This window comes from Oleiphilus sp. HI0132 (assembly GCF_001635845.1).
In genome coordinates, this window is sequence record NZ_LWGJ01001097.1 from 1 (window position 1) to 18,236 (window position 18,236).

The following is an 18,236-nucleotide window of genomic DNA, read 5'->3' on the forward strand; positions in this document are numbered from 1 at the left end:
ATAATCGCGCCAAATTAACAGGAGTAAGTTATGAGCGATTTAAAGCAACAATTTGAAGATACCGTAAACTTTGTTCAAAACTCGGAAGGTGACGTTCAGCTTTCAAACGAGCAGAAGTTGCAGATGTATGCTTTGTATAAGCAAGCAACTGAAGGTGACGTTTCAGGTAAAAAGCCAGGTATGATGGACTTCGTTGCACGTGCAAAATATGTTGCATGGGAAGAGTTGAAAGGAACGACTTCTGATGCGGCAATGCAAAAATACATTAATGAAGTTGAAACATTAAAGGCGTAAATTACAGCGTCTCTAACCAGTCTGTGTCTCAGGCTGGTTAATAGCAGTGTCCACGATAAAAAAAATAATAATTATAAGAGATCAACACAAGGAAAGTGAAGAAGCATATAGGTCTCTATAAGCAGTAAAAGGAATCAATATGAGTACAGCAGTTGCATTGGACGAATGTCAACCGGGGTTGTCAGTAGACTTGGCTGAAGCGGTAAAGCACCAACATTTGAGTGCCAGAACCATTCATACTTACCAGCACTGGATTACGCAGTATTTAGCTTATTATGATTTGCGGAGCCCGCGTTATTTAAGTGAATCTAATGTGAAAGAGTTTTTACGCTATTTGGTAAAAAATATGTCTCTTTCCCGCGCGCGCTTGAATCAAGCTCGAGAAGCACTATTATTCTTATATGAAAAGGTTTTAAAGAAGCCTTTGAAAAGGACGGAGATAGTTCCCAAGGATAGTTAATTTTCATTATCAGGCGGAGGAAGCAATGTTTAGATTCATCTACGCTTTTTTCGCCTTTTTAGTATCTAGTGTCTCATTATCCTTGCATGCCAAGGACCCTTCCACAGTACAATCAGATGCTCCTCAGCCATTTGAGATTGGCATTAGCATGTCAATTCCTCCTTGGGTGATTAAAGAAACTGACTCAGGCATCGAGTTAGATATATTGCGAGCGAGCCTCGATCCTGAGCGTTATGATATACGTCCGGTTTATGTGCCATTTGAGCGAGCATATAAGTTGTTTGATGATGCGCAGTTAGATGCCGTGATGAATGCAAAGGCCAATGTTGTTAAGAGTGGTTATTTGTCCCAAGCCGTGGTGACATTTCAAAACTACGCAATAAGTCTGGCATCCAAGAACTACCCTGAAGATATATCTATGTCTTTTCTTCAAGATAAAACGGTTGTAGGTTTTCAAAAAGCGAAAGACTTTCTGGGTAAAGAATATGCTGTGATGGCACGCACAAACCGGCATTATCAAGAAGTTCCAAAACAAGATTTTCAGATAAATCTACTCTTTATCAGAGAGCTTGATTTTATCGTGATGGATAAGAGTATTTTTGGATATTATTGGTATAAGGCAAATCAGGGAGATCGCTACTCTCGCTTGGCAAAGCAGCGCTTTAGTCAAAAGGTCAGATTTCACCCCTTATTTAAACCAAGTCATTACCCGTTTTTATTCCGAGATAAGCTGGTCAGAGATGACTTTGATCGTGGTTTGTCAGAAATTAAATCAAGTGGTCGCTATCAAGAAATCCTGGATAAATACGACCACTTAAGTAATTTGTATCAGCACTGATGTAAACGAAGAAAGCAGAAAGCAGAAAGCTTATGAGGCGATGACCACCTCGCCTTGCTCAAACTTCAGGTAGAAGCAACTTCTACGATGAGTGTGACAAGCTGCTTCATCTTGTGTGACCAGGGCTAGTAGTACATCACCGTCGCAATCCGTTCTCATCGATACCAGGCTTTGCCAGTGGCCAGAGCTTTCTCCTTTGCGCCATAAAGACTTTCGCGAACGGGACCAATAGCACATCTTGGAGGTTTCGAGAGTTTCTTTTAATGACTCGCGATTCATCCAGGCAAACATTAGCACCTCTCTCGTCTCATGGTCCTGGGCTATTACGGGTATTAAACCCTCTTCAGAGAAGTTTAGTTCGTTTAATACTTTATCTAAGGGATAGGAGGTGCCTTCAGCATCGTTTTCGATCGATTTAAACCAGGACTTCATATTTAAATTACCTATATTTACGAGTTATGCGCTGAGATGTTTGGGTTTGGCAAGTCGAGATAAAAGGCTACCATTAAGTCCTAATGAAAACGACAAGACGTAGAGCATACCAAGTGTCAGTATGATCGCCGGCCCGGTTGGCCAGCCAGCATGGTATGACAAGAGTAAGCCGATATAACAACAGAGAATTGCAAAACAAGAGGACGCCAAAAGCATCATATCGAGGCTCTTGACCCAATACCTTGCAGAGGCTGCAGGCAAAATCATCATACCCACAGACATTAAGGTACCAAGGGCGTTAAAGCCGGCAACAAGGTTTAGAACAACTAGCACCAGGAAGGCAAAGTGAGCAATTGGACTTAGTCGACTGACTGATTGCAGGAAAAGCCTGTCCATACACTCAAGAACCAACGGTCTGAACAGCAGAGCAAGTGTAATTAAGGTAATTGTAGAAACCCCGGCAAGCAAATATAAAGCTTCGTTGTTCAAAGCCAGCGCGGAACCGAAAAGTACGTGTAGTAAATCAACCTGACTACCGTTAATTGAAATAATCAGGACGCCTGCTGCCAGAGAAATAAGATAAAAGGCAGCCATGCTGGCATCTTCAGCGACATCGGTCATACGAGAGACGAAACCGGAAAATAGCGCAACAAGGCAGCCTGCGATAATCCCGCCGATGGTCATTGCCTGAATAGATAAGCCGGCCAGAAAAAAGCCTGCCGCTGCACCGGGCAATATTGCGTGTGCCATGGCGTCGCCAGTTAAACTCATGCGTCTTAACATCAGAAAAACGCCAATAGGCGCTGCGCTAATCGCAATCGCAAGGCAGCCAACGATAGCGCGTTGCATAAATGAGAAGTCTAAAATTGGCGCAATAAAAAGATCGAACATCTGTTAGTGAGCCCCGCAATACACGGCGTTTTCATCAAAGGCTTCGTTGAGTTGTCGTGCTCGTTGCCAGTTTTGCTCAGTCAATACGTCGGCAGTTGGCCCAAAAGCGATGGGCTCTCGCGATAACAAAAGGCAATGTGGGAAGTGAGACTTTACTTGCTCAAGGTCATGGAGTACTGCAACAATCGTTTTACCCTGTTCATGCCAGTGTTGAATCAAGTGTAGTAGGTCATGTGTTGTTCGGCTGTCTACGCCGGTAAAAGGCTCATCTAATAATATTAGGTTGGCTTCTTGAACGAGCAAGCGTGCGAACAAAACGCGCTGCATTTGCCCTCCTGAAAGAGATCCGATCAAGCGTTTTTCAAACCCTGATAAACCCAGTTGCTGCAGCGCTTGTGCGACTTGCTTTTTATGCTTGCTACGTAATCGCCCGAAAGCACCCATATGTTTCCAGGCGCCAAGAGCGACCATTTCCTGAACTGTAATAGGGAAGCTTCTATCGACCATGTTTTGTTGAGGAAGATAAGCAATATCATCTTTCTCGACGGGTCCAAATTGAATATCACCTTCTAAGGGAGCAAGTTGCCCCATAATACCTTTAAGCAGTGTCGATTTACCTGCACCGTTAGGCCCAACAAGGGCAACAAGCATGCCTTTATCAATGCTGGCAGAAAGGTGGTGAACAGCGGGGTGCGCTTCGTAGCCGAGCGTTAGATTTCGGAAAGATAAAATCATTATCTACCTGGTGACACTGTAGACACAATAAATTAGTACTGCACTTAGCGAGGCCGCGAGGGCAAGGCGTTGAACAAGGCCAATTTCCAGTAAGCTTCGACGTGACATAATCAGCCTGTTATTAAAGTAGAACACAATCCGTGAATCCTATGTGATAGCATGCTAAATTGCAATCTGGCTGGCCTTGAAGCGTTAAATTATTGGGGCTGAGCGCGACGATTATTCCCAAATAACAATTACAAAACGTATCTGTCATTATGGAAGTGAACTCATACTTCGAGCTACTCAAGTTGGCAAGCATTCCCTTTATTGCGGGAATTGTTGGATTCATCACCAACTGGTTAGCCATTAAGCTTACTTTTTATCCGATCAAATTCTGGGGCATTCGGCCCATTTTTGGCTGGCAGGGAATTATTCCCTCAAAGGCTAGGAAGATGGCGGAAATCAGTGTTGATTCAACCTTGTCCAGAATTGGCTCAGTCTCTGATATTGTTGAGCAAATGAGCCCTGCTCTAATTGGCGAGCATATTCTCGAGTCACTTGCTCCTCGCACTGAAGAACTAGTTGATGAAATTATGCTTAAGCGCCATCGAACGCTTTGGCAAAATCTACCAAGACCCGTTAAAGAGCTGGTTTATGAGAGGGTAAAGAGTCAACTGCCGAGAATTATGCAGAATCTTGTCGAGGATATCGGGCCAAAGATAGAGTCATTGTTTGATCTTAAGCTGATGGTTATCGAGAAGCTGGAAGATGATAAAACGCTGCTGAATAAAATCTTTCTCGAATGCGGGGCTCAGGAGTTTCGCTTTATTATAAAAAGCGGCCTCTGGTTTGGCTTTTTGTTTGGGCTTCCCCAGTTAATACTTTGGTACTTCTTACCCTACCCGTGGATCTTGCCAGTATGCGGATTTTTGGTGGGGTGGGCGACTAACTGGGTGGCGTTGAATATGATTTTCCGGCCTGTTAAGCCCTTTAAGTTTTTAGGCCTGACAATACACGGTTTATTTTTAAAGCGGCAAGACGATGTATCAGAGTCTTTTTGTAAAATCATTACTGAAGAAATCCTGACAGTTGATCAAATCGCCCAAGCCATGCTGAAAGGGTCGGAAGCAAAGCGTACAAGGGCTATTATTCAAAGACATTTTGAAAACATGGTAGATGATACGGTTGGTTTGATTAAGCCTTTTACTCAAGCCGCTATGGGGCCGAAAGGCTTTGCTGAACTCAAAGAAGATGCCGGATTGAAGGCAGTAGATTTGTCAAAAACTACGCTGCGTGACCCTTTGTTTAACCAGGAGAGGGCCAAGGTTGTACAGGATATCATGGCGCAACGAATGAAGGAGCTCCCTTCTGAAGAATTTCAGGATCTACTAAGGCCTTGTTTTCAGGAAGATGAGATAAAACTGATCATTATCGGTGGTATTCTTGGTGCCATGGCTGGCTTGGCTCAGCTTGCTTATATATTTGGTCAGAGTCTTTAAGTGACTATTTCCTCTGTTTCGGTAAAATAGCCGCCAAGTATTACCTAATCCAAGTTTTTTATAGTTTACGCAGTTAATGAATTATTCTTCGCTACAGTCTCTTTTTTACCAACTCAAGAACAATCGGGCTTTTGAGCTCTTTGTTATTTTTATCATTATTATTTCCGCCTTGGAAATTGGCGCAAAAACCTACGATTTGCCTGTGCAGGCCATAGCATTCACCAAAATGCTGGATCTGTTTATCACCCTGTTCTTTCTGGTTGAAATCGTTATTCGTTTTGTTGCTGAGCCAAATAAGCGGCACTTCTTTAAAAGCGGTTGGAACGTATTTGATACGCTGGTGGTGGTAATAAGTCTGATACCAATTGACGACTCTGAAATGGCATTGTTGGCTCGTTTGGTCAGAGTGTTCAGAGTTTTGAGGATGATATCGGTGATTCCTGAGTTGCGCATCTTGATTAACTCTTTAATCAAGGCCTTGCCACAGCTGGGCTATGTCATGCTTTTGATGTTTATCATCTTTTATATCTATGCTGCTGTCGGAAGCTTTTTATTCCAAACAATTAATCCTGACTTATGGGGAAATATTGCTATTTCCATGCTGACCTTGTTTAGGGTGATGACCTTTGAAGATTGGACTGATGTTCAATATGAAACGATGGAGGTGTACCCCTTCAGCTGGATATACTACTTATCGTTTATCTTTTTTACAGCCTTTGCATTTCTCAATATGGTAATTGGTATTGTCGTTAATGTGATGGAAGAAGAGCATGCTAAAGCGCGGCAAGAAAGTAAAAAGGATGAGCCAACTATTAGTGACCTTCAAGCTGAAATCTTAAGCATGAAACAGATGATTGTGGATCTTAAGAAAAACTAGAATAGCTGTGAATTTAGAACTAGACTTAATGACTATCGGTCACCTAGCTGGCTGATTGAATTAATTCGTAATTGAAGTTTGTGAGAGTGTAATGTCGGAAGGAAGTGAAGGCTTAAGTCGAAAGCAGGTTGAGTTTGCTAAGAGGGAGCAGGAAATTCTCAAAGCGGCGATCAGTTTGTTTGAGAACCCACATTGGGAAACTGTGACCGTTGAGCAGATTTCCAAAAAAGCAGAGATAGGCAAAGGGACCGTTTATAAGCATTTTACCTGTAAAGAAGAGATTTACGCTCAGATTTCAATCTCGTTTTTGCGTCGTATGCTGGCCTCTTACGAAGCGCTACCACCACATTCAGAAGCAATAGATATCATTCGTGAAATTATTCGCGCTTCCTTTGCGCAATTTCTTGATAATCCGGCTGAAGCGCGGGTTTCGTTTTATTGTAAGCGTGTCGACTTTAGAGAACGCCTCACCCCGGAATTACGGGCCGAGTTTGACCAATTAGACGATTTATTTGCCTCCTACATTGGCTCAATACTGGAGCCAGGTATTAAGAGTGGGATGTTTCCTGATATGCCCATTGAGCACTTAATGATGGGCTTAGAAGCGACCTTTGATGGCGCGATTAGTACAATTTGGAATGGCGGTTTGCATTGCCAAGAAGATACAGATTTAGAGACTTATATCAATATTATTAGTGAGTATATGGTGGCGGGCTTAGTTGGTCTGGTAAAAGCTTAGCGACTGAATTGACGTAGAGGGGAAAATAGAATGGGTATCGCAATCCGTGCGATACCCTAGAATAGGCGCTTCCTTTACTGTTCCATCAGTTAATTGTATCCATTGAACATCCGTGAACAAATCCTTGTTTTGCCACTGTCCTTAGTTATTCAGCCGCTCCTGCAGCACAATTGTCCCTTGCCTTATCGTTCCTTGATCTACAACTGCCCTGTGTAGTTATCTGAATCCTTCAGATTGGCTCCTGCCTTCCCTAACAAGTCCGTTTGATGTTGCTTCCGTTTGATGAGTATATTACGGAAACTACATGTAGGAAAAAATAGGATAAAACCTAAAGCCATGTAGGAGATATCCTACATGGCTCTGCTGAGGACAGACAAGAATTTGGCCAGGATGTAGCCGGTCTAAACTAATTCGAACTGAATTTGTTTACGAGACCAGTCGATTTGCTTGAGTTTTACTTGTACTGCTTGGTCGAGTTGGAAGGACTGCTCTTTGTTGGTGATGCAAAGCAGGTCTTGGTTAAAGCTATACTTCCCTTCCATCTCCTTGGTTGAGACAAATCCTTCAATACCTGTTTCTGCTAGACGAACTTGAAAACCAGAAGAAAAGACACGATGAATCGTAGCATTTAAGGTTTGTTTGTTCTTAGCTAAATACTGGCACTTCAGCCATTGCTCAACATCATAGACGGCACTTTTGGCTTTACTCGAATTCTCACTTAATGCTTCTATTTGAGCTTCGTTAATGTAGCTTTCATTGTTGGCTGCAATCGCATCGAGTTGGCGGTGTACTAAAAAGTCACTGGCTTTTCTAAGGGGGGAGGTGAAGTTGCAATACTGCTGCAATCCCATGCCGAAGTGAGGCGCAGGTTCTAGGCTTAGCTGGCTTTTCTCTAACTGGCGAGAAATAAGTAGTTGGTAGCGAGTTAACTCATCATTACTGGAAAGCTGTTTTGATAGTTCAACAAAGCTGTCTAAAGACGCTAAAGAATCTTCTTTGTACTCAGGAATGTTTTCTTGCAGTACTTTATCCAAGCTTTCCAAGCGATCGGCACGTATGCCTTTATGGCTAATGTAGATACCGGGAAGTTTGCTTTTGGAAATGAGTTCTGCGATGCAACAGTTTGCAGCGACCATCGCTTCTTCAACTATACGGTGAGCGCTGGAGAATACTTTCTGTTTGATCTCTGCAATCTTTCCCTGGTCATTCAGCTCGAGGTAGAACTCTTGACGGTCTTTTTGAATCAGGTTGTGCTTGTTGCGGAATTCTGATCGTTTATCGGCAATAGTCTTAAGATGCTTCAGGCTTTCCTGAATATCGCTGCTGCACTCGTCTAGCGCTTCGCCTTGGTCAATAAAGCTGCCAACGACTTCGTAACTAAGCTTTTTATGAGATTGAATAAGCGCTTGTTCTAGCTCGTAGCTTTCGATATCTCCAGTCTCACTTACAGTCGCTTTTACTACTTTGGCCAGACGCGGTTTACCTTCTACCAAAGAGCAGATATCACTGCCCAGCTTTTCTGGAAGCATCGCGATAGTCTGACCGGGGAAGTAGACTGAACTTGCGCGTTTTATCAGACTTTTCTCGATGGCTGAGCCGGCATCAATCATGGCGCAGGGGTCGGCAATCGCAATATATATATACCAACCTTGCTCAGCTTTTTCTGCATACAAGGCATCGTCTATATCTTTCGTAGAAGACGAGTCAATGGTAACAAAGGGAAGTTCACAATAGTTTTTACGCCCTTCGCTTAAACCTGCTATCTGTTCTTCTGAAATCGCATCTGCTTGTTCTTGCTCGATTTTGCTCCAGCTTGTTTCCAGGCGGTGCTTCTTGCTGGCATACAATGATTCGATACCGATATCTTGGTCGGTACCAATTAGCTCGACAATGCTTGCTTGTGCTTTCCCTGACTTAAAAGGATGTTGAGTAACCTTGCAGACAACCAGGTCTTTCGCTTTGGCTTTTTTGCGCTTTTGAGGAGGAATAAAAAACCACCGACACATGCCTTGGATATCGGGCTCAACAAAAGCAGCTTTACCCTTCTCTATGTATTTGCCACAAAAGAACTGGGTGTTGCTTTCAATTAGCCTTTCTAATTTAGCGACCTTTTTGTTCTTTGCATCTTTTATGACTTCAACTTCTACTCTATCACCAGGGAGTACGCGCTCCATTTCATCGGGTGGAAGATAAACGTCTCGGTTGGTATCAAGTGTCACAAAACCAAATTTGTAAGCAGAACCTTTAACTGTCCCAATGCAGAGATTGCGACTAGCTTTGATATCTTGCTTGAGTTGCTTGAGTTGATTAAGTGAGTCGAGTTTTAGCATTGATCATACCTGTTGGTGGCAAGAGTGCTGTGTATCGATCCTAGACACACAGCGACATGTTCTTAAGAGTTGGTTGCGAGCGTTAGGAATTCACTACGTGTTGCCTGAGACTGTCTGAAAGCGCCCAGCATAACGGAAGTGTTCATGACTGAATTTTGTTTTTCAACACCGCGCATCATCATACACATATGTTTTGACTCAATGATGACAGCCACACCTTTTGCGCCAGTCACTTGCTGGATTGTTTCAGCCACTTGACGAGTGAGGTTTTCCTGAATCTGGAAGCGTCGCGCATACATGTCGACAATACGAGCAAATTTAGACAGACCCAAAACCTTGCCGTTTGGCAAATAAGCGATATGGCACTTGCCAATAAAAGGCAGTAGGTGGTGTTCGCAAAGAGAGTATAGCTCTATGTCTTTTACAATAACCATTTGGTCATTGTCAGACTCGAACACCGCGTTATTTACTATATCATCAAGGCTTTGTTGATATCCCTGAGTGAGAAATTGCATAGCCTTGGCTGCACGAGTCGGTGTATCTAATAAGCCTTCGCGAGAGCTGTCTTCACCAAGACTTTCAATAATGGCTTTATAATTTTGTGATAAGGCGTCAAGCATAAGAAATACCGAAGATGTGGGAAATGCCGGATTTTACATGCTTGGAATAGCTGGGGAAAGCCTTTTCCCACTTGGTCAACCTAATTTGCAGATAGCGTTTAGCAGAAAGTAAGAGACAATTAGTACCGATCAATTGCGAATCGAATATTATCTGCTTCCGCTTTAAGAACTTGGTACATAAATGTATTGGTGCCAGCCTTTGCTTTTTCAGCTTGCAGGCACTTGTTTTGGTAGAGTTTCTCTAAGGTGGCGAGATCGCATTGCATTGTGGGGCAAGTACTTTGGCTCATTTTACTACCTCCATTCAGGTTACCCTGAATTATCAGACCTGAGCTTGATTGTTTGGTAAATAATAGTTAAGCATTTACTCTGCCAAGTATTTTGAACATGTCTGAGAGGGAAAATAAAGTAAATAAAAACAAAAGGATAACATGGGAAAAAAATTTAATTTTGAAAGCGGCCAACTTGAATATAAAACTAAAGCTGGCCGCTTGTAAAGAAAGCTGACGAAAGTCTGTCGTTTATAGCGACCTAGCGCTGTAAGTCATTTAGTTGATCGATCAGTGCCTGGAATTGCTCATCGAGACTGCCAGAGCTAGCGTTGATTGATGCGCCTTCAATCGCACCTTGCAGTGCGTTCTTAATTTGTTCTGTTTGATCAGCTTGAGTGCTTAGGCTGGAAGTAAGGGTGTTAACTACGTCAGCACTATTGCTAGCAACTTCTTCCAAACCACCTAGATTACTCATGGTTTCATTAGCAATTGTTACGCTGCTACTCACGACTTCAGCAACTTCTTGCTGCTTCGAGATAACCGAGTTCGATATTTCGGTGATCTTGGTGATCTCACCCTGGATTTCTTCTGCTGACTCATTTGAGGTGTTTGCAAGCTGTCGTACTTCATCGGCAACAACCGCAAAGCCTCGACCGTGTTCGCCAGCTCGCGCTGCTTCGATCGCAGCGTTGAGTGCTAGCAAGTTAGTTTGGTCGGCAATGGCTTTGATCGACTCAAGTAATTTACTAATCGTTTTATTACTTTCATCCAAGCTTTCCAGCAAAGATGTAAATTCAGAGATGTATCGAGATGAGGTTTCCAGGTTATCTGCAAGCTGTCTCATGTCGGCGCTACATTGTTTGGATGTATCAGATGCCTGGTTGGTCGCGTCACTGGCTTGTTGTGCAGAAGAGTGTATCGCCAGACCTTCGCCTACGAGAGACTCCATGCCTTGGCAACTGCCTTCAATACCGCTTGCAAAGTCTGAGCCGCCTTGTAGCTTCTCGTTAACGCTAGCTGCGAGCTCTTGAATCTGGGAGGCAGGGTCTTGACTAAAAAACTGATCAAGCAGTGCCGCTTTTTGCTCTAATGACTGTAGCTCGACTTTGTCGATCGCAACTTCATTTACTTTCAATGCATTCTTATTTAATCCAAACATAACCTTACCTGAATATACTTGTTGCGTTATCTGAAGATGCCTTTTTATTCAAAAGTATCGGCATTCCAAAAATTATTGTTTGTTACTTATCTGGTCGAGTTAGTTACCTGCTCATTGTTTTATTAGAGCTGGTAATCACTGGTTTCATCAAACATAGTTTTAACGGGTGTTAAAACCTAAAGTTTCGGCACTGGGATAAATGACGTTTTGCTTGTTCTTGCCATGTTCATCAGTGCAACCATATCAATGCTATTATCGGCATTGAATGAAAAAACCTGAGCCAGTTTCGTGCTTACGTTTTATTTATTTTAGCTACTAATTCTTAAATTGCTTGGGAATTGGTAAAAAAGTTAAGGAATAAGCTTAATTGATCACCGAGTTAGTTGACTGAGCCAACTTTCCCAGTCGTCATTATCGGAATAGCTTGAAAGCTCATAGTGGAATTTAGCTGGTTCATCTTGTTTGGCAAGGTAGCTAAACTTGTAAGCTTCACAAGCCTGTATTAAGTCTTTGCCTAAGTTATGGGCATTATCAAGATCTGTATTAGGTAAAAGAATTAGAAAGCGTTTGTTGGTGTAGTTACAGATTACGTCAGTTTGGCGTATCCGGCTTTGGCAAATCTGCGATACTTCCACTAGCCACTGTTCGTGATCGCGATACTTTTTAATCATACATTCGCTGCTAAGGCTTAAGCAGGTGACCTGATCCTTATAGCGTCGTTGAAGTTCGGTGGCAGATTTTAGTTTGTGTTTGAAATAAGGAATACTTGTGCAACCGGTTAAAGGGTCAGTTCTAGTGGCGAGTTTTAGATCTTTCTCTAGCTTGGTAAGGTAAGTAAGTAATACCGAGAATAAGCTAAGAAATAATGCAAACGATAAAGCCTGAAAGAAAAATGAGCTACTGTTGTTTTCAGGTGTTAGTGGGAAGCTGAGGCATAGCGCACTCAATGACAAAATCGAGCCAAACTTTACCCCAATTAAAATAAGCGTTGCTGCTGCCAAAGGGAACAGCCAATATAAAACTAATGAGAATTCACTAAGGCTATGGCTGACTAGCGTTATATCAATGCAGACCCACAGTGCGGTGCAGGCTATCAAGAGTTGTTTTTTTCTTGAGGGCGATGAAAGATGAGCAGTGAAGAAAGCCTTTGTAAAGCAAGGCGCGCAGATGAAAAATAGGACACTCTGTGCTATTTGGTCGTTAAGAAACAAGCTAATAGCAAAGAACACACAGAAAAATAGCAGCCCGGAGAGTGCAGCATTATTTAGGTGCTCTTTTGCTTTAGTCATAGGTTCTCGTAGGCTAATGATTCGAGGTATTCAATATTTGGAATTACAGCTTCTTCACCATCCAGTGTGATCATTGCTGAGTCAGCTTTTCCTGGCTTACGGTCAGACTGTTGAGATATCTCATTCCCTACTTTTACAAGTCGGGGGATACCTTGCGTCACAATAGCAAAAAAAGGTAAGTCTTTTTGGTGTTTACCAATAGTATTGACTACCGCAATTCTGGAGTTGGGTGTGACCTTGGCTGCTGAGAGCCCATTGGCGATTTCATACGATAATAAAGGAATATTGATTCCACGCCAGGATACAAGACCTAGAAAGTAATCTGGCTTAGTATCGCGGTTTTCAGGCGCTTGATAGCCTACTACTTCAGCGACGCTAACGTTAGGTAATAAGAGCTGGGTATTACTAACCGGTAGATATAGGCTAGAGATAACACTTTGAGCATCCGACACAATTAAACTCCTTTGTTTGTTTCTAAATTGCTAGCACTGGCGTCAGGTGCACTGTAGCAGCCAACTTTATTAATTAATGCTCGAGCCAGGTCTTTTGGAGATGCGGTGTATGCACTGCATTCAAGATCAATCACAGATTGCGGCATCGAGCCATTCGCACACCCATCTGGTGCTTGAGTCCATACTGAGCAGCCTTGCTTATGCATCGTAGGTGCCATCAACGAGCCGTCATTCCCCATGCCGCTAAATACGATCACATGGCAACGTTTTCCATAATGCGCAAACAGATTTCTTAATAAATGGTCAATTGATGGACCATAGGGTCCTTCCCATTCATTGTCTCTAATTGAGACACCATTAGATGAAAAGCAGACTTCATTGTCGACAGGAACGACGAGAACTTCGCCATCTTTAACTAAACAGCAGTCGGTTATAGGCTTTAGGTCGAGCATTGAATGACGGCCTAAGACGCGTGTTAGTACGCCCGAGAAGTGGGCATCGACATGCTGAGCATAAAGAAAGCCGGCTCTGATCGTAGATGGAATTTCATCCAGGAACTCTTTCACCGCTGCAGGACCACCGAGTGAGGCTGCTAGAACCCAAACGTCTTTAGATGGCGGATGAGACAGTCTGGGTGCCTTTTCGATGTCTGAAGGCTGGCTGAAAACGGGCTTAGACTGAGCTTTATCTATTGCGACGTGATTGGTGGCCTGGGAGTCTAGAGCGAGTATAGAGTCTTCTGATTCTAGAATATCAATGCAACCAAGATGCTCTTCTAGTTTACTGACTAGTCGTCGTTCCCACGAAATATATTGCTCATCGTGTTTTCCTGGGGCTTTATCCAAACCAAAGAGCACAGGAATATTGTCTGCTTGGTCAATGATGTCATCTAACGCTACCGACTCAAAAGTATCTTCTTGCAAAGCTAAAATCCAGCATTGGATCTGATCGAGTTTTTCACTTTGTTGCTGTGCAAGCATATCGGGCTCACAACTGATAACAGGGTTTAAGCCAAAAGCGTTGAGTGCTTTGCTCAGAACGTGCCTTTGTAAGGCACAATCCGATATGACACCGATCTTAGGTCTCGCTTCCGGCACATTCATTTAGCCAATGAACCGCTCAATATTTTCCAGTAAATCATGTTCCTGGAAAGGCTTACCAAGATATTCATTCACACCGATAGAAAGTGCCCGTTCTTTGTGCTTTTGGCCGGTTCGGGAGGTAATCATGATGATTGGCACATCTTTCAAGCGTTCGTCATGCCGTACCAGTGTTGCAACCTCAAAACCGTCCATACGTGGCATTTCGATATCGAGAAGCATTACATCAGGTTTATGATCTTGTAGTGTTGCTATAGCGTCAACACCATCCTTCGCGGTAATAACTTCGTAGCCATTTCGTTCAAGCAAGCGCGTGGTAACCTTCCTAACAGTAACCGAGTCATCGACCACCATGACAGTCTTCGTTTGCTTCTCTTTAATAATGTTATCTTCATTAGAACTTAGAGAATCGAGTATGCCTGCCATGTCGTCTCGAATGAGCGCAGGAAGGTCAAGAATCACGACAACGCTACCGTCACCGAGAATAGTTGCTCCAGAAGCTCCATGAACATTGGCAAATTGAGGCCCAAGACTTTTTACAACGATCTCACGGCTGCCCATCAAGCTATCAACCTGTAGCGCCATAGGCTTGTCACTTCCTCTAACCAGAATGACGGGTAGCGGGAGTGGTTGCCCCTGCAATTTAGGGTGATGACTGCTGTGTAGTAGTTTACCTAGGTACTGTAGCTGATACTCGCGACCAGCGTATTCATACATTGGTGCATCAGGTTTATAGTATTCTTCCAGCTCATAAGGGCTGACTCGAACAATACCTTCAATAGTATTCAGAGGAATGGCGTAGAAGTCTTCACCAATGTTTACCATCAGCGCTCGGTTAACGGATACCGTAAAGGGTAGACGAATAGCAAACTCGGTACCGTGACCAAACTCAGAATTGATTTCAATGCTGCCGCCCATTTGCTTGATTTCACTGGCTACAACGTCCATGCCGACACCTCGACCGGAAATCTGCGTCACTTTTTCTGCCGTACTGAAACCCTGGTGCATGATAAATTGCATAATTTCATGGCGGCTAGGTTTCGTGTTTTTGGGTACAAGCCCTTGTTTTATCGCTTTATCTAGAACAACTTTGTCGTTAATTCCAGCGCCATCGTCCTTCATCTTCAAGACAATATTTCCGCCTTCACGCATTAGAGAGAGTGTGATTGTGCCACTCTCTGGTTTGCCAGCTTTTTTACGCTCGTTAACAGTTTCAATACCATGATCGAGGGCGTTACGTAACATGTGTTCAAGCGGAGCGACCATTCTTTCCAATACGGAACGATCCATTTCACCTTCGGTATTCAGTGCATCAAAATCGACTTGCTTACCTAGCTCGCCACCAATTTGGCGAACGATACGGCGTAGTCTTGGAACAATTGATGAAAACGGTATCATCCGTGTTTTCATCAAGCCTTCTTGCAGTTCTGAGTTAATACGGGATTGCTGTAATAATAAAGTCTCGGCATCTCGTGAACGGTCAGACAAGGTATCTCGAAGGTCCTGAAGGTCTGATGTTGACTCCGTTAAGGCTCGCGAAAGCTGCTGAATCGAAGAGTATCTGTCCATTTCAAGCGGATCGAAGTCTTCATAGTCGGGAGCTTTCAGACCTTCTTTTTCGGCTCTGAACAGTACTTGAGCTTCGGTTTCCATATCCATACGACGAAGCTGTTCACGTAGACGTTCAATGGTTGCCGACATTTCTTCCAGCGTGAAGCCAAAGTCACTAATTTGTTGTTCCAAGCGACCGCGCGAGATACTGGTCTCACCTGCAAGGTTAACCAGGGAGTCGAGTAGGCTGGCAGAAACACGGATCGTTTCTTGAGGTGCCACTTTTTGGACTGCTTGAATATTCTCGGCTGGTGTTTGCTTGTCAGAGGTTTTGGTTTTCTTCGCAGGTGCTTGTCTTGCTGCTTTGACGGTTTCTTCAGCAGCGATAGATTTACTTGGCGTGGCTGCTTTGCTTGGTTCAGCTTTAGGTGTTTCGCTAGTGTTAGAAGGTGTTGCATGTTCTTCAGTTAGTGCGTCACCTGAAGCTAGAGCTTCTAGTTCATCGACAAGTTTCAGGAGTTCATCCTGGCTCTTAAGTACAGAATCCTTAAGGGCTCCTTCAAATGCTTCCTTATTTGATTGAGCTTTGAGCAAACGAGATTCCAAGTCATGACTCTCATCAGCTAATTTAGCCAAATTTGAAAGTCTGGCTCCACCCTTCAAGGTATGAAGTATGCGTTGAATTTCTAAATTTGGCGTTTCTTCTTTTGGTGACTTAGACCACTCGGAAATTTGTTCTTCTAGCGCTTCGATTAGCTCGCGCGCTTCTTCGACAAATAGCTCCAACACTTCTAGGTCGACATCGTCGCCTAATGCTTGTGCTAGCGTAGATGTTGCGATAGGTGCTGCGGTTTCGGAAGGACTGGATACTTCGCTTTTAAGTCCCGCTTTATTCACTTCAGCAATTAATTCAGGCGCAGGCTTTAATTCTTCTCCGTGAATCAAGCATTCAAGCATTTCGGTGAATTCTTGGTATGCTTTAGCGATTGCATGGTACAAGCCTTCAGGGTCATTTAGTTGACCGTCTATCATCTGCTCTAAACGAGTGTTGACGGCTTCAGCTAAGTCGCCGATCGGGTCAACGTCAGCAAGTCTCGCTCCCCCTTTCAGGGTATGCATTTCCCTTTGTAACTCAACAATACCTTCGATGAAGTCTTCATCCTCGCGCCAGTGCTCCAAATACTCGGCAGCAGCAGAAAGAATATCCTTGCTTTCGTCTATAAATAAGGGAAGTAGGTCTGCTTCAAGATCATCTTCATCTATGGTTGTAGGCGCACTGACTTCAATGCTTTCAGGCTCTTCAACCGGTGTTTCAACAGGGCTTGTGATTTCAAGTTCTTCTGGCTCAGAAGTCTCTACTGGTGAGCCAGTGGTGACTTGCTTGATCTTATTGAGAAGTTCATCTGCGCCATTGATAGCTGAACCTTGTTGAACCGCTTCAACCATATTAGCTAAGGCATCATGACAGCTTAAGCAAAGAGCCGTCATGTCTTGTGTCGCATCAAGCTGCTTATTAACAATAGACTCGAATAAGGTTTCCAGTTCGTGTGCAAGATCACCAATAGGGTTGATTTCGGCCATTCGAGCACCGCCTTTAAGGGTGTGCAATTCACGCTGTAGCTCGCCAACAACCTCGATATTAAAGACGTCGGATTCCCATTGGTGCAATAGTTCGCCAGAACTGTCGATTATTTCTTGGGCTTCTTCTAAAAATATCTCGGCTAATTCCGGATCCAAGTCTAATAAGACCTGGCTAGGACTTGTCGTTTGTGATTCAGAGGGCTGTTCATTTTCTGGAGCGATATCTTCTTCAACAAGTGGGGTGTTAACACGCAAATCATCAACAATTGAAGTGATATTCGTGACCAGCTCATCTTGAGGCTGGCAAGGTTGCAAAGCCTGGATAGACTTAAGCATTGCTTCTAGAGCCTGCGAAGACTCTTCAAGTAGCGATAACATCAGGCTGGAGGCATCAGCTTTGTAATCGATTAGTTTTTCAAATAGTTTCTCAAGGATATCACTTAAATCGCCAACCGCTTCGAAGCCTGCCAAACGTGCACCACCTTTGAGTGTATGCATGTCTCGTTGTAATTGCAGGATAACGTGTTCATTACCTGGTTGTTGTTTAAGTTTGTCTAGTGCAGGGTTGATTCCATTGACTAGCTCATTAGCTTCCTCGAGGAATATTTCAGCCAAATCGGCATCCATAATGGCTTCATCGTCGAGTTCAACGCTTGCTTCTTCCTCCACTTCATCTGTGGTAGCGGAGTAGGTAGGTAATACGTCATCCAACTCTTTCTCTAGCTGGTCGAGCTTCTCGTTTAAGCTATCTTCTTGAGTTGATACACTTTGACTTTCTACCGGACTATCTTCAATAACATGGCTATGGTCAGCAATATGTTCGCGTAATTCCGCAAGCAGCTTGTTATCAAGGTTTAGAGTTAAACCCGCTGCTAGTTGATCCATCATATCGATCAATGCTTCGTGACCACGTTTGATATCATTAACAAAAACCGGGCTAGGTCTATCATTTTCGATATCAATACTGCCGTAGCAGCTTTCCAGGCATTCACAGAGTTCTGCAATGTTTTCAAGCCCGGCAACCTTGGCGCCTCGGTGGAGTGTTTTTACTTCGCCGTAAAGTTTAGTTAGCTCGTTAACGGATACAGGGCTGTGTTCCCATTGGTTAAGAATACTTTCAGCATCCAGCAATATA

At 43.5% G+C, this 18,236-nt stretch carries 17 protein-coding genes; 6 read left to right on the top strand and 11 right to left on the bottom strand.

What is annotated here, in order from left to right; all coding sequences use genetic code 11:
- Nucleotides 1–30 precede the first annotated feature (30 nt).
- The 3 genes from A3766_RS14395 (at nucleotide 31) to A3766_RS14405 (ending at nucleotide 1,592) form a co-directional block, all read left to right on the top strand.
- Nucleotides 31–294 carry an acyl-CoA-binding protein gene (locus A3766_RS14395; protein WP_068508728.1) on the top strand — a complete coding sequence of 88 codons (264 nt, stop codon included), beginning with the start codon at nucleotides 31–33 and terminating at the stop codon, nucleotides 292–294.
- A gap of 139 nt (nucleotides 295–433) precedes the next feature.
- A complete protein-coding gene (locus tag A3766_RS14400; protein ID WP_068508725.1) occupies nucleotides 434–754 on the top strand; it encodes a site-specific integrase in 321 nt (106 codons plus the stop codon).
- A 25-nt stretch (nucleotides 755–779) separates the two neighbouring features.
- Complete coding sequence (locus tag A3766_RS14405) at nucleotides 780–1,592, top strand: ABC transporter substrate-binding protein (RefSeq protein WP_068508723.1); 813 nt, start codon at nucleotides 780–782, stop codon at nucleotides 1,590–1,592.
- Between the two features lie 30 nt (nucleotides 1,593–1,622).
- Here the strand turns inward: A3766_RS14405 and hisI are convergent, their stop codons facing one another.
- The 3 genes from hisI to aztA are packed head-to-tail and all read right to left on the bottom strand — an operon-like array spanning nucleotide 1,623 to nucleotide 3,650.
- Entirely contained in the window at nucleotides 1,623–2,024 is a 402-nt protein-coding gene (gene hisI / locus A3766_RS14410) for a phosphoribosyl-AMP cyclohydrolase (protein WP_068508721.1), read from the bottom strand.
- A gap of 24 nt (nucleotides 2,025–2,048) precedes the next feature.
- Nucleotides 2,049–2,915 (bottom strand): metal ABC transporter permease, encoded by an 867-nt coding sequence (locus A3766_RS14415; RefSeq protein ID WP_068508719.1) that lies wholly within the window; start codon nucleotides 2,913–2,915, stop codon nucleotides 2,049–2,051.
- Between the two features lie 3 nt (nucleotides 2,916–2,918).
- Entirely contained in the window at nucleotides 2,919–3,650 is a 732-nt protein-coding gene (gene aztA, locus A3766_RS14420; RefSeq protein WP_068508717.1) for a zinc ABC transporter ATP-binding protein AztA, read from the bottom strand.
- 257 nt (nucleotides 3,651–3,907) lie between these two features.
- On the opposite strand from aztA, the gene A3766_RS14425 reads away from it, so the two are divergent.
- The 3 genes from A3766_RS14425 (at nucleotide 3,908) to A3766_RS14435 (ending at nucleotide 6,747) form a co-directional block, all read left to right on the top strand.
- Entirely contained in the window at nucleotides 3,908–5,131 is a 1,224-nt protein-coding gene (locus tag A3766_RS14425) for a DUF445 domain-containing protein (protein ID WP_156508906.1), read from the top strand.
- 76 nt (nucleotides 5,132–5,207) lie between these two features.
- Entirely contained in the window at nucleotides 5,208–6,008 is an 801-nt protein-coding gene (locus tag A3766_RS14430) for an ion transporter (RefSeq protein WP_068508713.1), read from the top strand.
- 91 nt (nucleotides 6,009–6,099) lie between these two features.
- Nucleotides 6,100–6,747: a TetR/AcrR family transcriptional regulator gene (locus tag A3766_RS14435; protein WP_068508712.1), complete on the top strand. Its 648-nt coding sequence runs from the start codon at nucleotides 6,100–6,102 to the stop codon at nucleotides 6,745–6,747.
- A gap of 401 nt (nucleotides 6,748–7,148) precedes the next feature.
- Here A3766_RS14435 and A3766_RS14440 read toward each other — a convergent pair whose 3' ends face one another.
- The 8 genes from A3766_RS14440 to A3766_RS14470 form a co-directional block, all read right to left on the bottom strand.
- The gene (locus A3766_RS14440) at nucleotides 7,149–9,077 is read right to left on the bottom strand and encodes a ribonuclease R family protein (RefSeq protein ID WP_068642406.1); all 1,929 of its coding nucleotides are present in this window, start codon (nucleotides 9,075–9,077) and stop codon (nucleotides 7,149–7,151) included.
- A 62-nt stretch (nucleotides 9,078–9,139) separates the two neighbouring features.
- Nucleotides 9,140–9,697: a GTP cyclohydrolase I FolE gene (folE, locus tag A3766_RS14445; protein ID WP_068508709.1), complete on the bottom strand. Its 558-nt coding sequence runs from the start codon at nucleotides 9,695–9,697 to the stop codon at nucleotides 9,140–9,142.
- Between the two features lie 119 nt (nucleotides 9,698–9,816).
- Nucleotides 9,817–9,987, bottom strand: coding sequence for a hypothetical protein (locus tag A3766_RS29680; RefSeq protein WP_156490561.1), 171 nt, complete (start codon nucleotides 9,985–9,987; stop codon nucleotides 9,817–9,819).
- A gap of 241 nt (nucleotides 9,988–10,228) precedes the next feature.
- A complete protein-coding gene (locus A3766_RS14450) occupies nucleotides 10,229–11,128 on the bottom strand; it encodes a methyl-accepting chemotaxis protein (RefSeq protein ID WP_082870379.1) in 900 nt (299 codons plus the stop codon).
- Nucleotides 11,129–11,499: 371 nt separating this feature from the next.
- Nucleotides 11,500–12,417 carry a diguanylate cyclase domain-containing protein gene (locus A3766_RS14455; RefSeq protein ID WP_068508707.1) on the bottom strand — a complete coding sequence of 306 codons (918 nt, stop codon included), beginning with the start codon at nucleotides 12,415–12,417 and terminating at the stop codon, nucleotides 11,500–11,502.
- Nucleotides 12,414–12,869, bottom strand: a complete 456-nt coding sequence (locus A3766_RS14460) for a chemotaxis protein CheW (protein ID WP_068507350.1) — start codon at nucleotides 12,867–12,869, stop codon at nucleotides 12,414–12,416. The genes A3766_RS14455 and A3766_RS14460 overlap by 4 nt, the downstream gene beginning before the upstream one ends.
- 2 nt (nucleotides 12,870–12,871) lie before the next feature.
- Nucleotides 12,872–13,966 carry a chemotaxis protein CheB gene (locus A3766_RS14465; protein WP_197476144.1) on the bottom strand — a complete coding sequence of 365 codons (1,095 nt, stop codon included), beginning with the start codon at nucleotides 13,964–13,966 and terminating at the stop codon, nucleotides 12,872–12,874.
- A gap of 6 nt (nucleotides 13,967–13,972) precedes the next feature.
- On the bottom strand, nucleotides 13,973–18,236 hold a 4,264-nt coding region (locus tag A3766_RS14470), incomplete at its 5' end, for an Hpt domain-containing protein (protein WP_156508907.1).

Coding starts and splice junctions, on each gene's coding strand:
- aztA (WP_068508717.1), bottom strand. CDS start 3,650: ATGATTTTATCTTTCCGAAATCTAACGCTCGGCTACGAAGCGCACCCC.
- A3766_RS14405 (WP_068508723.1), top strand. CDS start 780: ATGTTTAGATTCATCTACGCTTTTTTCGCCTTTTTAGTATCTAGTGTC.
- A3766_RS29680 (WP_156490561.1), bottom strand. CDS start 9,987: ATGAGCCAAAGTACTTGCCCCACAATGCAATGCGATCTCGCCACCTTA.
- folE (WP_068508709.1), bottom strand. CDS start 9,697: ATGCTTGACGCCTTATCACAAAATTATAAAGCCATTATTGAAAGTCTT.
- A3766_RS14440 (WP_068642406.1), bottom strand. CDS start 9,077: ATGCTAAAACTCGACTCACTTAATCAACTCAAGCAACTCAAGCAAGAT.
- A3766_RS14425 (WP_156508906.1), top strand. CDS start 3,908: ATGGAAGTGAACTCATACTTCGAGCTACTCAAGTTGGCAAGCATTCCC.
- A3766_RS14450 (WP_082870379.1), bottom strand. CDS start 11,128: ATGTTTGGATTAAATAAGAATGCATTGAAAGTAAATGAAGTTGCGATC.
- A3766_RS14455 (WP_068508707.1), bottom strand. CDS start 12,417: ATGACTAAAGCAAAAGAGCACCTAAATAATGCTGCACTCTCCGGGCTG.
- A3766_RS14435 (WP_068508712.1), top strand. CDS start 6,100: ATGTCGGAAGGAAGTGAAGGCTTAAGTCGAAAGCAGGTTGAGTTTGCT.
- hisI (WP_068508721.1), bottom strand. CDS start 2,024: ATGAAGTCCTGGTTTAAATCGATCGAAAACGATGCTGAAGGCACCTCC.
- A3766_RS14430 (WP_068508713.1), top strand. CDS start 5,208: ATGAATTATTCTTCGCTACAGTCTCTTTTTTACCAACTCAAGAACAAT.
- A3766_RS14400 (WP_068508725.1), top strand. CDS start 434: ATGAGTACAGCAGTTGCATTGGACGAATGTCAACCGGGGTTGTCAGTA.
- A3766_RS14395 (WP_068508728.1), top strand. CDS start 31: ATGAGCGATTTAAAGCAACAATTTGAAGATACCGTAAACTTTGTTCAA.
- A3766_RS14415 (WP_068508719.1), bottom strand. CDS start 2,915: ATGTTCGATCTTTTTATTGCGCCAATTTTAGACTTCTCATTTATGCAA.